The 13,815-nt window shown below is 72.6% G+C and carries 12 protein-coding genes; 11 read left to right on the forward strand and 1 reads right to left on the reverse strand.

Translation table 11 applies throughout. The features are described from left to right. Positions 1 to 2: 2 nt before the first annotated feature. Positions 3 to 1,367, forward strand: a complete 1,365-nt coding sequence (locus ACFC0B_RS00465) for an FtsX-like permease family protein (RefSeq protein ID WP_376080089.1) — start codon at positions 3 to 5, stop codon at positions 1,365 to 1,367. Between the two features lie 89 nt (positions 1,368 to 1,456). Here ACFC0B_RS00465 and ACFC0B_RS00470 read toward each other — a convergent pair whose 3' ends face one another. Further along, complete coding sequence (locus ACFC0B_RS00470; protein WP_376080091.1) at positions 1,457 to 3,004, reverse strand: AMP-binding protein; 1,548 nt, start codon at positions 3,002 to 3,004, stop codon at positions 1,457 to 1,459. Between the two features lie 79 nt (positions 3,005 to 3,083). Between ACFC0B_RS00470 and ACFC0B_RS00475 the strand changes: the two genes are divergently transcribed. The 10 genes from ACFC0B_RS00475 (at position 3,084) to ACFC0B_RS00520 (ending at position 13,815) form a co-directional block, all read left to right on the forward strand. After that, positions 3,084 to 3,329: a phosphopantetheine-binding protein gene (locus tag ACFC0B_RS00475; protein WP_376080093.1), complete on the forward strand. Its 246-nt coding sequence runs from the start codon at positions 3,084 to 3,086 to the stop codon at positions 3,327 to 3,329. A 408-nt stretch (positions 3,330 to 3,737) separates the two neighbouring features. Next, positions 3,738 to 4,988: a sensor histidine kinase gene (locus ACFC0B_RS00480; protein ID WP_376080096.1), complete on the forward strand. Its 1,251-nt coding sequence runs from the start codon at positions 3,738 to 3,740 to the stop codon at positions 4,986 to 4,988. After that, complete coding sequence (locus ACFC0B_RS00485; protein ID WP_376080099.1) at positions 4,961 to 5,617, forward strand: response regulator; 657 nt, start codon at positions 4,961 to 4,963, stop codon at positions 5,615 to 5,617. The genes ACFC0B_RS00480 and ACFC0B_RS00485 overlap by 28 nt, the downstream gene beginning before the upstream one ends. Positions 5,618 to 5,835: 218 nt before the next feature. Then, positions 5,836 to 6,726: a proline iminopeptidase-family hydrolase gene (locus ACFC0B_RS00490; protein ID WP_376080101.1), complete on the forward strand. Its 891-nt coding sequence runs from the start codon at positions 5,836 to 5,838 to the stop codon at positions 6,724 to 6,726. Between the two features lie 122 nt (positions 6,727 to 6,848). Then, positions 6,849 to 7,766 (forward strand): ACP S-malonyltransferase, encoded by a 918-nt coding sequence (locus tag ACFC0B_RS00495; protein ID WP_376082304.1) that lies wholly within the window; start codon positions 6,849 to 6,851, stop codon positions 7,764 to 7,766. 237 nt (positions 7,767 to 8,003) lie between these two features. Continuing rightward, positions 8,004 to 9,533, forward strand: coding sequence for an AMP-binding protein (locus tag ACFC0B_RS00500; RefSeq protein WP_376080103.1), 1,530 nt, complete (start codon positions 8,004 to 8,006; stop codon positions 9,531 to 9,533). Then, on the forward strand, positions 9,530 to 10,780 hold the full coding sequence (locus ACFC0B_RS00505) for a type III PLP-dependent enzyme (RefSeq protein ID WP_376080105.1): 1,251 nt from the start codon (positions 9,530 to 9,532) through the stop codon (positions 10,778 to 10,780). Before ACFC0B_RS00500 ends, ACFC0B_RS00505 begins: the two co-directional genes overlap by 4 nt. Next, a complete protein-coding gene (locus tag ACFC0B_RS00510) occupies positions 10,777 to 11,304 on the forward strand; it encodes a cobalamin B12-binding domain-containing protein (protein WP_376080106.1) in 528 nt (175 codons plus the stop codon). Before ACFC0B_RS00505 ends, ACFC0B_RS00510 begins: the two co-directional genes overlap by 4 nt. Continuing rightward, positions 11,291 to 12,619, forward strand: coding sequence for a methylaspartate mutase (locus tag ACFC0B_RS00515; RefSeq protein ID WP_376080108.1), 1,329 nt, complete (start codon positions 11,291 to 11,293; stop codon positions 12,617 to 12,619). The genes ACFC0B_RS00510 and ACFC0B_RS00515 overlap by 14 nt, the downstream gene beginning before the upstream one ends. Further along, entirely contained in the window at positions 12,616 to 13,815 is a 1,200-nt protein-coding gene (locus ACFC0B_RS00520; protein WP_376080111.1) for a cytochrome P450, read from the forward strand. The genes ACFC0B_RS00515 and ACFC0B_RS00520 overlap by 4 nt, the downstream gene beginning before the upstream one ends.

The following is a 13,815-nucleotide window of genomic DNA, read 5'->3' on the forward strand; positions in this document are numbered from 1 at the left end:
CCATGTTCCGCATCGCCCTGAGCTCGCTGCGACTGCGCAAGGGCAGCTTCGCCGCGACCTTCCTCAACGTGTTCCTCGGCGCGGCCATCCTGATGGCCTTCTCCTCGCTGTTCGACACCGGCGTCGCCGACGGTGTCTCGGCGCAGGACAAGAAGACCCTCACCACGATGTGCTACGTGGTCAACGGTTGGGGTGTGCTGATCGTGGCCTTCGGGATCGCGGCCACCCTCAACCTCACGGTGCGCCAGCGGAGCAACGAGATCGCCCTGCTCAAGTCCGCGGGCGCGGTCCCGTCCCAGATCACCCGGATGATCATGGTCGAGACCGCGGCGGTCACCCTGCTGGCCGCCGTGCTCGCGATCCCGGTCGGCTACTTCGCCGGCAAGGCCGTGGTCAACATGCTGGTGTCCACCAAGCAGGTGGCCCGCGGCATCGACTACCACTTCGGCGTGATGGCGCTGGGCAACGGGCTCGGCATCACCTTCCTGGCCGCCGCGATCGCCGCGTACGTCACCGGCCGCAGGGCCGCCACGATCAGCACCCGTGAGGCGCTGGTCAGCAGCGTGTCGGGCTCCACGAAGATGACCAAGAAGCGGATCGCCTTCGGCATCGTCTTCCTGCTGCTCGGCATCGACGCCGGCGTGCTGGTCTCGACCGTGCTCAAGGACCGCGGCTACATCACCATGTCCATCGCCGGCGAGGCGTGCATCCACATCTCGATCGGTCTGGCCCTGCTCTCCCCGGTGCTGCTGCGGGTGGCCAGCACGCTGGTCGGGAGCCTGGCCCGCGGCTTCGGCGGCACTCCGGGCTACCTGGCCCAGGCCAATATCCGGGAGCGTGCCAACCGGATGGCGGGCGTGCTGATGCCGATCATCCTGTTCGTCGGGATGGCGGCCGGCTCGCTGTACATGCAGGTCCTGCAGAACGACGCGGTCAACTCCGGCCGGCTGGTGCGCTCCCAGGACGACAAGAACGTGGAGACCCTCAACTTCGTGATCGTCTCCACGATCGCGGTCTTCGCGGCGATCGTGCTGATCAACCTCGCGGTCACCGCGACGGTCTACCGGCGGCGCGAGTTCGGCCAGCAGCGGCTGGTCGGCTCCACCCCCGGGCAGGTCGTGCGCACGGTGGGCTTCGAGAGCGCGATCATCGTGGTCACCGGGCTGATCGCGGGCACGATCGCGGCGCTGGCCTCGATCATCCCGTTCAGCATCGCCACGGCGGACAAGGCCGTCCCGGACATCGGCCCGGGCATCTACCTCATCGTGGTGGCCGTCGTCATCGTGCTGACCTTCGCGGCCAACCTGGGCGCCACCCGCCGGACGCTGCGCGAGCACCCGCTCGACGCCCTCGCGGCGGCGGCCTGAGGCCAGGGTGGTGCACACACGGGAGAAGTCCCCGGGAGGTCGAACACCTCCCGGGGACTTCTCCCGTGCGCGACCCGCCGGCCTCCGGCTCAGAGATCCTTGAGCGCGGCGGCCGTCGCGGTGAGCGCGCCCCGGTCCACCTTCCGGTTGGGCGACAGCGGGAACTCCTCGACGAACAGGAACCGGCGCGGGATCGCGCCGGCCGGCAGCAGCTGCCGCAGCCCCCGCACCAGCTCGACGCCGGGGACCGGGTCCCCGGTGCAGAAGGCCACCAGCACGGTGCCGGCGGGCGTCGGGGCGCCGACCACCACCGCGTCCCGGACCCCGCAGGCGCGCAGCGCGTGCTCGGCCTCGGCGGGCTCGATCCGCCAGCCCTGCACCTGGATCTGCGAGTCCAGCCGGCCCAGGTACGCGAGGTCCGCCCCGCAGGGGCCGATCCGGCGGGCCCGGTCCCCGGTGCGGTAGTAGCGCCGGCCGTCGCGCTCCAGGAAGCGGCCGGTGCCGTCGGCCGGGTCCAGGTAGCCGGGGGTGAGCTGGGGGCCGGCGATGCAGAGCTCGCCCTCGTCGGTGGCCGGCTGCCCGTCCGCGTCGAGCAGCAGGACCTCGTGGCCGGCGTGCACGGCGCCGATCGGCACCACGCCGTTGACCGCGATGGCCGCCGTCGTGTCGTCGGACCAGCGGTAGGCCGCGACGGTCACGGTGAGCTCGGTCGGGCCGTACAGGTTCTCCACGGTCGCGGCCGGCGCGGCCCGCCGCCAGTCCTCGACGTCCCGGCAGGTCAGCGCCTCGCCGGCGAAGAAGCTCCAGCGCAGGCCCGGCATCGCGCCCGGGGCCAGGCCGCCGGTGCGGCGCACCAGGTCGATGGCGCTCGGGGTGGAGAACCAGACCGTCACGCCGTGGTCGGCGAGGAACTCCGGCAGGGCCCGGAACGCGTGCGGCGGCAGCGTGAGGAACTCGGCGCCCGCGCCCCAGGCGCAGAACAGGTCGAACACCGAGCAGTCGAAGTTCAGGTCGAAGACCTGCGAGAACACGTCGGCGGGGCCGAAGTCGTAGCGCGCGTCCAGCAGCGAGAAGTAGTGGGCGAACGCGCCGTGGGTGAGCCGCACGCCCTTGGGCCGGCCGGTCGAGCCGGAGGTGAACAGGACGTAGGCGAGGTCGTCCGCGGCCACCGCCCGGGGCTCGGCGAGCGCCGCGGCCGGGTCCACCTTCAGCGTGCCGTACGGCAGGTCGTCGGCCTGCGCGGTGCCGTCCGGGCCGACCAGGAGCACCGCCCGGCCGTGGTGGACCTCGGCCAGGGTGGGCACCGCCTCCCGGTCGGCGACCACCACGTCCACCCCGGCGGCCTCCGCCATCTGGGCCAGCCGGGTGGCCGGGAAGTCCGGGCGCAGGGGCACCACGGTGGCGCCGGCGTAGAGCGCGGCGAGGATCGCGGTGTAGGCCTCGGGTCCCTTGCGGGCCAGGACGCCGACGGTCCGGGCCCGTTCGGCGACCAGGGTGCCGGCCCACAGCAGGGCCCGGTCGTGCAGCTGCCGGTAGGTCCGGGTGTCGTCGCCGTGGCGCACTGCCGCCCCGTCGGGGGAGGCGGCCAGACCGCGCAGGAACCTGGCCGGGAGCGTGTTCTCTGTCGGGAATTCCATGTCCGCCTCCGATGGCCGGGAATGAAATAGGGGTTCGAACTCGTCGACCCGAACTGACGCCGTCGGTAAGGTCGCCGGCATGTGGGATGAGCGATTCGAAGAATCCGTGCGCCGTTTTCTGCCGTATCTGCCCGCCGATGAGGAACTCGCAGCCGACGCCCCGTTGCGGGATTTCGGTCTCGACTCCCTGGCGACAGTCGACCTGCTTTCCGTACTGGAGGACGCCTACGACGTGAGGTTCTACGACGAAGCCCTGTCGCTGGCGACGTTCGAGACGCCCGAGACGCTGTGGAAGACGCTTTCCCGGATCCGGACGGAGGCGTAGCGGCACTCCGGTGCCACGACACCGGCGGCCCGGTCCGGGCCGTCCGGCCATCGCGGATCCGCCCCGCGGCCACGTCCTCCGGGCGTGGCCGCCTCGTCGTTCACCGGCGCCGCCTGCCCCGCCATCCTCGGGCTCCTCTCCTCCGTCCCCCATGTTTAGCGACTGCACCCCTGAACCGACCAGCCCCTTAGGGGCACCCCACGGGCCCGGCGAGGGGGTAGGGGTGCCGGTCGACGGGACCGCGCGGGGGCCGGTGCCGACCTTGAACGGGGTGTTTACCCCCCTGACAGAACGTCACCGAGGATTGAGACTTGATCAGGAGGACAGGCACGAGTACGAGGAGACGACAGTGACGCGAGCACGCACGGGTGGCGGGCCGACCGCCGCCCCGGCCCCGGCGGGGCAGTCATGAGCGGGGTGTCGCGGGTGGCCGGCCGGGTCGCCCGGGTGCTGACGGCCTGCGGCCGGGGCCTGGTGCAGGCCGCGGCGTCCCAGCTCGCCGGTGTGCCGCTGCTGGTCGGTTCGCTCCTGTCGATCATCTTCCTCCCCCTGGGCCTCGGGGTCCTGACCGCGCCGGTCCTGCTCCGGGCGACCCGTGCGTTCGCCGACACCCAGCGCCGCTGGGCCCGCGAGTGGTCCGGGGTGCCGATCGCCTCGCCCTACCGGCCGCTGCCGCGCGTCGAACCGGGCCCCGGCGGCCGGGTCGAGCTGTGCCGGGAGCTGGTCAGGGACCCGGCGACCTGGCGCGACCTGCTGTGGCTGCTGCTCAACGTGCCGGTGGGCGCGCTCCTCGGGGTGCTGCCCGCCGCGCTGCTCGTCAACGGCCTCGGCGGCCTCCTGGTGGCGCCGTTCCTGGTGGCGCTGACCACCGCCCACCACCTCTACTGGACGCTGAACATCCCGCTAGGCGCGGTCTGCCTCACCGCCGTGCTCGCCGGGGCGCCGCTGATCGTCAAGGCCCACGCGCTGTTCTCCGCCGCGCTGCTGTCGCCCGGCCGCGGGCAGCTGACCGCCCGGGTCGACTCGCTGACCGACTCGCGCACCAAGGTCGTGGACGCCTCGGCGGCCGAGCTGCGGCGGATCGAGCGCGACCTGCACGACGGCGCGCAGGCCCGGCTGGTGGCCCTCGGCATGAACATCGGCCTGGCCGAGCAGCTGATGAAGCACGATCCGGAGGCCGCCTCGGCGCTGATGGTCGAGGCCCGGGAGCACAGCGGCCAGGCCCTCTCCGACCTGCGGGACCTGGTCCGCGGCATCCATCCTCCGGTGCTGGCCGAGCGCGGTCTGGACGGGGCGGTGCGGGCCCTGGCGATGTCCATGCCGTTCCCCGTGGACGTGCGGATCGAACTGCCGGGCCGGCCCGAGGCGCCGGTGGAGTCGGCCGTGTACTTCGCGGTGGCCGAGGCGCTCACCAACGCCGCCAAGCACAGCGGCGCGAGCCGTGCCTGGGCGCAGTTGAGCCACGAGGACGGCAGACTGGTGGCGATCGTCGGCGACGACGGCATGGGCGGTGCCTCCCCGACGGCGGGCGGCGGACTGGCGGGGGTGGAGCGCCGCCTGGCAGCCTTCGACGGAGTGCTCGTCGTGACCAGTCCCGTCGGGGGACCCACCATCATCACCATGGAGCTGCCATGCGCGTTGTCATCGCCGAAGACCTGACCCTGCTGCGGGACGGGTTGATCAGGCTCTTGACCGCCTACGGCCTGGAGGTGGTGGAGGCGGTGGACAACGGTCCGTCGCTGGCCCAGGCGCTGGCCGTGCACAAGCCGGACGTCGCGGTGGTGGACGTGCGGCTGCCCCCGACCCAGACCGACGAGGGCCTGCGGGTCTCGCTCGAAGCCCGCCGGCACACGCCCGACCTGCCGGTCCTGGTGCTGTCGCAGCACGTCGAGCAGCTCTACGCCAAGGAGCTCCTCGCGGCCAGCGGCGGGGGTCTCGGCTACCTCCTCAAGGACCGGGTGTCGGACGTGACGAGGTTCGTCGACGCCGTCCGGACGGTCGCCGCGGGCGGTACGGTCCTGGACCCGGTCGTGGTCAACCAGTTGCTGTCGCGCCACTCCCAGAACAAGACCCTGCAGAACCTGACCCCGCGTGAGCACGAGGTGCTGGGGCTGATGGCCGAGGGGCGGACCAACGCGGGCATCGGCGGTCGCCTCACCATCACGGAGAAGGCGGTCTGCAAGCACATCAACAACATCTTCAGCAAGCTCGACCTGATCCCGCACGACGACGACAACCGCCGGGTGCTGGCGGTCCTGGCCTACCTGAGCGAGACCCATCCCTCCTGAGACCCGTCCCTCCTCACCCGACGACCCCGCCAGGCCCCTCCGGCCCCCTGCCGGAGGGGCCTCCGCATGCCCGGATCCGGCCCCCGTAGGGGTTTTCGACCGGTGACCGAGCGTCAGGCGGAGGGGTGCCCCGCCCCCTAAGGGGCTGGTTCCGAGGTGGTGGGCGGAGCTAGACATGTGGGGCGGGACCGGCCGCTGACAGCAGTGAGGTGATCGGGATGGACGTCGCCCAGGGTGTGGTCCCCTTCGGGGAGTACCGGACCTGGTACCGGATGACCGGGACGCCCGGTGCCGGTCGTCCGGTCGTGGTGGTGGTGCACGGCGGTCCCGGCAGTACGCACCACTACCTGTCGAACCTGGCCGAACTGGCCCGGTCCGGCTGGCCGGTGCTGCACTACGACCAGCTCGGCAACGGCGGGTCGACCCGGCTGCCGGACAAGGGTGCGGACTTCTGGACCCCCGAGCTGTTCGCGGCGGAGCTGGACAACCTGCTGCACTCCCTGGGCGTGACGGACGACTACGTGCTGTTCGGCCACTCCTGGGGCGGGCTGCTGGGGGCCCGGCACGCCGCGGGCCGGCCGGCGGGGCTGCGCGGCCTGGTGGTCGCCGACTCGCCCGCCTCCTACCCGCTGTGGCGCCAGGAGATGGCCGTCCTGCGGGCGGCCCTGCCGCCGGGGGTGGACGAGACGCTCCGCCGCCACGAGGAGGCCGGCACCACCTCCTCCCACGAGTACTACAAGGCGGTGCGGGTCTTCTACGACCGCCACGTGTGCCGGGTCGTCCCGTGGCCGCGCGACTACCGGGCCTCCTACCTGGAGATGTCGGAGGACCCGACGGTCTACTCGGTGATGAACGGGCCGAGCGAGTTCCACGTCGTCGGCACGCTCAAGGACTGGTCGGTGGTGGACTGCCTGCCCGACATCGACGTCCCCGCCCTCGTGGTCACCGGCCGGTACGACGAGGCCACCCCGGCGACCGCGCAGCCGTACGCCGACCTGATCCCGGACGTGCGCTGGGAGGTCTTCGAGGAGTCGAGCCACGTGCCGAACCTGGAGGAGCCCGAGCGCTTCCTCGCGGTCCTGCTCGAATTCCTCCAGGACCTCGCATGACCCGCCCGACCCCGCTCGACGCGCAGCAACCGCTCGACCCGCACGGCTCGCACCATTCGGATGAACAGGGGGAATCGATGAACACCGGTGCCATCGAGGCCGGGGCGCGGACGGGGCAGGCGATGGTCTTCCCCGGCATGGCCCCGAGCAAGTTCGCGGACGTCGGCCGGTTCATGGCCGTCAACCCGTTCGCCCGCAGGCTGGCCGCCACGGCCGGCAAGCGGCTCGGCTACCCGCTGCTGGAGCGGATGCGGCAGGACGACTCCGACTACAGCACCGCCGCCCAGGTCGGCTTCCTGGTGAACTGCCTGGCCCTGGCGCAGTGGGCGGAGCAGGAGCTGGGCGTGTCGGCGGACGTCTGCGCCGGGCCGAGCTTCGGCGAGAAGGCCCTGGCCGCCTACTGCGGCGCCCTGGAGGTCGAGGACGCGGTCTGGATGACGGCCCGGCTGGCCCGGCTGCAGGACGCGTTCTTCGCGACCGAGTTCCAGGACGTCGTGACGCACTCGTTCACCCGCACCCCGCGGGAGAAGCTGGACGAGGTCCTCGACGAGCTCACCGCCCGCGGGGAGTGGCACGAGATCTCCTGCCACATCGACCGGGACTTCTTCATGGTGTCGCTGCGGGAGCGCAACCTCGACTGGCTGCTGGAGCGGCTCCGGTCGCTGGGCGGCTTCTCGCTCTACACGATGCGGCCCCCCATGCACGCCTCCGTGTTCGGGGCGCTGCGGCGCCAGGCGGAGGACGAGGTGATCGGCACGCTGTCGTTCGCCGACCCGGTGCTGCCGGTGGTGGCCGACCAGGACGGCGCGGTCCTGCACACCGGCGAGCAGGTCCGGACGATGCTGCTGGACAGCTTCGTCCGGCCGATGCGCTGGACGGACGTCGTCGACACCCTGGTGCGCCGGGGCGTCGGCACGGTGTGCGTGGCCGGCCCGGACAGCCTGTTCGGCCGGGTCGCCGGCACGACCGCCAACTTCGAGGTGCTGGCCGCCACCCCGCGGCTGGCGATGCAGCCGCGGCGCCGGGGCGCGGTCGCCTGACGGTCCGGGCGGGCCGTCAACTCGCCATCCCCGGAAGGTCGTTCCACCGCACGTCGGGGCGGGTTCCGCAGCCCGGCTAGGGGACCTTAAGGGGTGTGATTCCCGCCTGGCCGACCGTTAGTTTCTCGGTGCGGACCAGCGCGACCCCTGCGAATCCTTCGCGACATTGCTTCGTCGCGTCACCTTCTCGTGGCTTGGAGCAAGCCTGTGGACACCTTCGGTCATCTGACGCGCACCATGCTTGTCCATTCCTTCCTGGACGAGGCCGAAGCCCGGAGCCCCGACGCCTACGCCGTCCAGGACGCGGGCGGCCGGTGGACCTACCGGGAGCTGGCCCGCTACAGCCGGGCGGCCGAGTACTGGCTGCAGACCCGGGGCGTGCAACGCGGCGACCGGGTCGTGGTGCAGTGGGAGACCACGCGCGAGCTGGTCGCCCTGATGTTCGGCGTCTCCCGGCGCGGCGCGGTCTTCGTGCCGCTCAACCCCGGCATGAAGCCGTACCACCTGGAGAGCGTCATCGCGAACGCGCAGCCGGTGCTGGTCCTCTCCGGCCCGGACACCGCTGACACCTGGGCCGGGATCGAAGAGGCGGCGGCCGACGGCTCGTCGGCCGAGCCGACCCCGGTGGAGCCGCAGGACATCGCGGTCCTGGTCTACACCTCGGGCAGCACCGCCGCGCCGAAGGGCGTCGTCGAGCCGCACGCGCAGATCGCCTTCGCCACCATGTCCATCGGCGAGGTGCTCGGGTACCGCGAGGACGACGTGGTGTTCTGCCGCTTCCCGGTCTCCTGGGACTACGGCCTCTACAAGGTGCTGCTGTCCTGCCACGGCCGTTCCGAGATCGTGCTGGCCGGCGCGGAGTCGGACCTGCGGCTGCTGGGCCTGATCCGCCGCACCGGGGCCACCGTGGTGCCGATCGTCCCCTCGCTGGCCGCGATGATCGCCACCCTGGCCGAGCGGGAGACCTCGCCGCAGGAGCCGAACCGGGTGCGGATGTTCACCAACACCGGCGCGGCCCTGCCGCAGCCGACCATCGAGAAGCTCCGCAAGGCCTTCGACGGGGTCCGGGTGGTGCGCCAGTTCGGCCAGACCGAGTGCAAGCGGATCGCCGTCATGCCGCCGGAGCTGGACGACCACCGGCCCGACTCCGTCGGCCTCCCGCTGCCCGGCACCCGGGTGCTCATCCTCGACGAGGACGGCGCGGAGCTCGGGCCCGGGGAGGTCGGCGAGATCGTCGCCGCCGGTCCGCACGTGATGCCGGGCTACTGGCGGGCGCCCGAGCTGTCGGCCCGCGCCTTCCGGCCCGACCCGGCCACCGGCGAACTGCGGCTGCACACCGGCGACTACGGCAGCGTCGACGAGGACGGCTTCCTGTACTTCGAGGGCCGCCGGGACGACATGTTCAAGCGCAAGGGCATCCGGATGAGCACGCTGGAGATCGAGGCCGCCGCGGTGGACATCCCCGGGGTGCACGCCGCCGCCGTGGTGCCGCCCTCGGGCGACCGGGACCTGTGCCTGTTCGTCGAGGCCGACCTGCCGCCGCACACCGTGCTGCGCGAGCTGTTCCAGCGGCTGGAGCCGCAGAAGGTCCCGTCGCTCTGCCGGGTGCTGGAGCGGATCCCGCTGACCGCGCACGGCAAGAACGCCACCGCCGAGCTGGCCCGGATGCTCGACGCCGAACTCGCCGCACCGGCCGAGCCGGCCGCACAGCCCGCGTCGGCCGCACAGCCCGCGTCGGCCGCACAGGCCGAGGAGGTCGCCCGATGAACCGCCCGACCGACCGCTACCGGGAGCTGGCCGCCCGCTACGGCACCCCGCTCTACGTCTACCACCTGGACCTGATCGCCGAGGGCCACCGCGCCCTGGCCGGCTCCGTGCCCGAGGGCTTCGAGCTGTACTACGCGCTGAAGGCCAACCCGCACCCCGCGGTGGCCCGCGCCCTGCGCGAGGGCGCCGACCGCCCGTGCCGGGCCGAGATCAGCTCGGCCGGCGAGCTGGACTCCGCGCTGGCCGCCGGCTACGAGGCCGGCGAGTGCCTCTACACCGGGCCCGGCAAGACCCCGACCGAACTGGAGTACGCGCTCGGCCGCGGCGTGCGGATGTTCTCCGTGGAGTCGTACACCGACCTCCAGCACGTCGGCGAGGCCGCGCTGCGCCTGGGCGCGGTCGCCCGCTGCCTGCTGCGGATCAACAGCGCCGGGACGAAGGCCGCCACCACCGGGATCCGGATGATGGGCAAGCCCTCGCAGTTCGGGATCGACAGCGAGACCCTGCCGGAGCTGATGCCGCTGCTGACCTCGGTGCCCGGCACCGAGGTGGTCGGCGCGCACTTCTTCACGATGAGCAACGCGGTCGACGAGGCCGGGCTGGTCGGCGAGTTCGAGCGGACCGTGCGCTCCGCCGTCCAACTGGCCGAGGAGGTCGGCCTGCCGCTGGAGTTCCTGGACATCGGCGGCGGGTTCTCCTCCCCGTACGCGGTGCCGGGCGAACGCGCCGAGTACCCGAAGCTGGCCGTCGAGCTCGAACGGATCCTGGACCTGCACCTGCCCCGGTGGCGCACCGGCACGCCGCGGCTGGCCGTGGAGTCCGGCCGCTACCTGGTGGGCGAGGGCGGCTTCCTGCTCAGCGGCGTGGTCAACGTCAAGGAGAGCCGCGGCAACCGGTTCGTGATCCTCGACGCCGGGATCAACGCGCTCGGCGGCCTGTCCGGCCTCGGCCGGCTGCTGCCCGCCGCGGTGCAGCTCGACGGCGAGGAGCCGCAGGACGTCGCGAGCCTGGTCGGGCCGCTCTGCACCCCGGGCGACTCACTGGGGCGGGACGTGCGGCTGCCGCTGCTCGAACCGGGCGACGTGATCGTCGTCCCGAACGTCGGCGCCTACGGGGTCAGCGCGAGCCTGCTCGGCTTCCTCAGCCGCCCGGCCCCGGTCGAGGTGGTGCTGCGCGGCGACGAGGTCGTCTCGGCGACCCGGCTGGAGTACACCCGGGCCGAGGTGCCGGAGGTGGAGGCCCGATGACCGGCGCGGTCGCCGGCGGGACGTCGCACCGGGGCGCGCCGGCCGTCGGGGACGGGCCGCTGCCCACGCCGCGGTCCGCCGAGCCGGCGCACCCGCGCGGGACGGTGGTCGTCAGCAGCATGGCCTCCGACGCGCACACCTGGAACCTGGTCTTCCTCCAACTGCTGATCGAGGAGCTCGGCTTCGAGGTGGTCAACCTCGGCGCGACGGTGCCCGACGAGATGCTGCTGGAGGAGTGCCGGGAGCGCCGCCCGATGCTGCTGGTGCTCTCCAGCGTCAACGGGCACGGCTACCACGAGGGCCTGCGGGTGATCCGGCGGCTGCGCGAGGACGCCGGACTGGCCGGCCTGCCGGTGCTGATCGGCGGCAAGCTCGGCATCACCGGCGGCGAGAGCGCCGAGCACATCGACGAGCTGCTCGGCGCCGGGTTCGACGCCGTGTTCGACGACCGGCCCGAGGGCATCACGGCGTTCACCGGCCTGCTCGGCCGCCTCTCCGAGCGGCAGGTCCATGAACTTCGGTGACCACGTGCGGCGGGTCCACGCCGACGGCGCCCTGGTGGTCCAGCCCCGGATGGGCATGGCCGACCCGGCGCTGATGCGCGCCGGCCTGGAGGCGACCGAGCGGGCCGACGCGGACACCGTCGGCACGATCACCCTGGACAGCTACACCCGGACCGGCGACCTGGACTCGGTGCGGCGGGCGCTGCGCGACGGCGTCGCGCTCAACGGCTACCCGATCGTCAGCTACCCGGCCGAGGTCACCCGGGGCGTCGTCGAGGGCCTGGCCGGGCGCGGCTTCCCGGTGCAGGTGCGGCACGGCTCGGCCCGCCCGCTGCACATCTTCAAGGCGCTGCTGGACGCCGGGCTGCACGCCACCGAGGGCGGCCCGGTCTCCTACTGCCTGCCCTACGGGCGCACCCCGCTGGACGAGTCGGTGCGTAACTGGGAGGCGTCCTGCGAGCTGGCGGCGGAGTTCGCGGCCGGCACCGGGGCGCGCCCGCACCTGGAGACCTTCGGCGGCTGCATGCTGGGCCAGTTGTGCCCGCCGAGCCAGCTGGTCGCCATCAGCGTGCTGGAGGCGATGTTCTTCCACGCCAAGGGGATCCGCTCCCTCTCGCTCAGCTACGCCCAGCAGACCAACGCCCAGCAGGACGCCGAGGCGATCCGGGCGCTGCGCGCCCTGGCCGGGCAGCTGCTGCCGGGCGCCGACTGGCACGTGGTGGTCTACGCCTACATGGGCGTCTACCCGCGCACGCCCCGGGGCGCGAACGCCCTGCTGGCCGAGGCGGCCCGGCTGGCCGTGGTCACCGGCTGCGAGCGGCTGATCGTCAAGACCGTGGTCGAGTCCAGCCGGATCCCCACGGTGCAGGACAACGTGGACGCCCTCACCCACGCGTCCGCCGTCGCCCGGGACCACCGGCGCAGGGCCCGGCCGGACCGGCTCCCGGCGCCGCCGCCGCTGACCGACAACCAGGTGTACCAGGAGGCCTCGGCCCTGGTGGCGGCGGTGCTCAACGGCGCCGGCGACCTCGGCGGCGCCCTGGTCGGCGCCTTCAAGCGGGGCCTGCTCGACATCCCCTACTGCCTGCACCCGGACAACGCCGGGCGCAGCCGCAGCTACCTCGACGACGCCGGCCGGCTCTGCTGGTCGGAGCTCGGCGGGCTCCCGCTGCAGCGGATCGCTACGGTGCGCCCCGGCCGCCGGATCACGTCGGGAGATCTGAAACAGGCCCTGTGCTACGTGCAGGACAGGTTCGACGCGGTCGCGCTCGACCGCGAGGCCGACCGGCCGGTCGGTACGGCAGAGCACGAGATTCTGGAAGGGAAACCGGCATGACGACCGATCGGCAGACCCGTGACTACCCGTTCGACATGACGGAAGTCGACGTCTCCCCGATGTACGCCAAGCTCCGCTCCGAGGAGCCGATGAGCCGGGTGCGCCTGCCCTACGGCGAACCGGCCTGGCTGGCCACCACCTACGCCGACGTCAAGATGGTGATGGCCGACCCCCGGTTCAGCCGCGAGATGGCGCAGGGCCTGGACCAGCCGCGGCTGCGCCGCGAGCTGACCGGCGACGGCATCATGGGCATGGACCCGCCGGACCACACCCGGCTGCGCAAGCTCGTCAACAAGGCGTTCACCGCGCGCCGGATCGAGCAGATGCGCGCCGACATCAGGTCCCGCGTGGCCCGGCTGATCGACGCGATGGTCGAGAAGGGCCAACCGGCGGACCTGGTCGAGGACATGGCGCGGCCGCTGCCGGTGTCGGTGATCTGCGACCTGCTCGGGGTGCCGTTCTCCGACCACCACATCTTCCGCAAGTGGACGGAGGGCCTGACCAACGACGCCACCATGAACGGGAACGTGCTGGAGGAGATCGGCGGCGAGCTCGGCGAGTACATGTCCGCCCTGATCGCCCAGCGCCGGGCGGAGCCGACCGACGACCTGCTCGGCGCCCTGGTCTACGCCCGCGACGACGGCGACAAGCTGACCGAGGACGAGCTGATCGCGATCGCCGGACCCGGCCTGCTGACCGGCGGCGTCGAGACCGTCTCCTCCGGGCTGCCCAGCTTCCTGTTCACCCTGCTCGCCGACTTCCCCGACCAGCTCAAGCTGCTGCGCTCCCGCCCGGAGCTGATGCCCAACGCGGTCGAGGAACTGCTGCGCTACGTGCCGATCAACACCGCGGCGATGTTCGCCCGGTACGCCACGGAGGACGTGCGCTTCGGCGACGTCGTGGTGCGGGCCGGCGATCCGGTGATGCCGGCCCTGGCCGCGGCCAACCGGGACCCGTTGGTGTTCGAGGACCCGGAGCGGCTGGACATCACCCGCCAGGCGAACCCGCACATGGCGTTCGGGCACGGCCCGCACCACTGCATCGGGGCCGCGCTGGCGCGGATGGAGCTCCAGGAGTCGATGACCGGTTTGTTGACGCGTTTCCCGGACCTGCACCTGGCCGATGGCCGGGACGGCGTCCGGTGGCAGTTCGGCGTGATCGTGCGGGGACCGGTTTCCATGCCGGTCGGTTGGTGA

It is taken from the genome of Kitasatospora sp. NPDC056184, assembly GCF_042268405.1.
Classification (GTDB): domain Bacteria; phylum Actinomycetota; class Actinomycetes; order Streptomycetales; family Streptomycetaceae; genus Kitasatospora.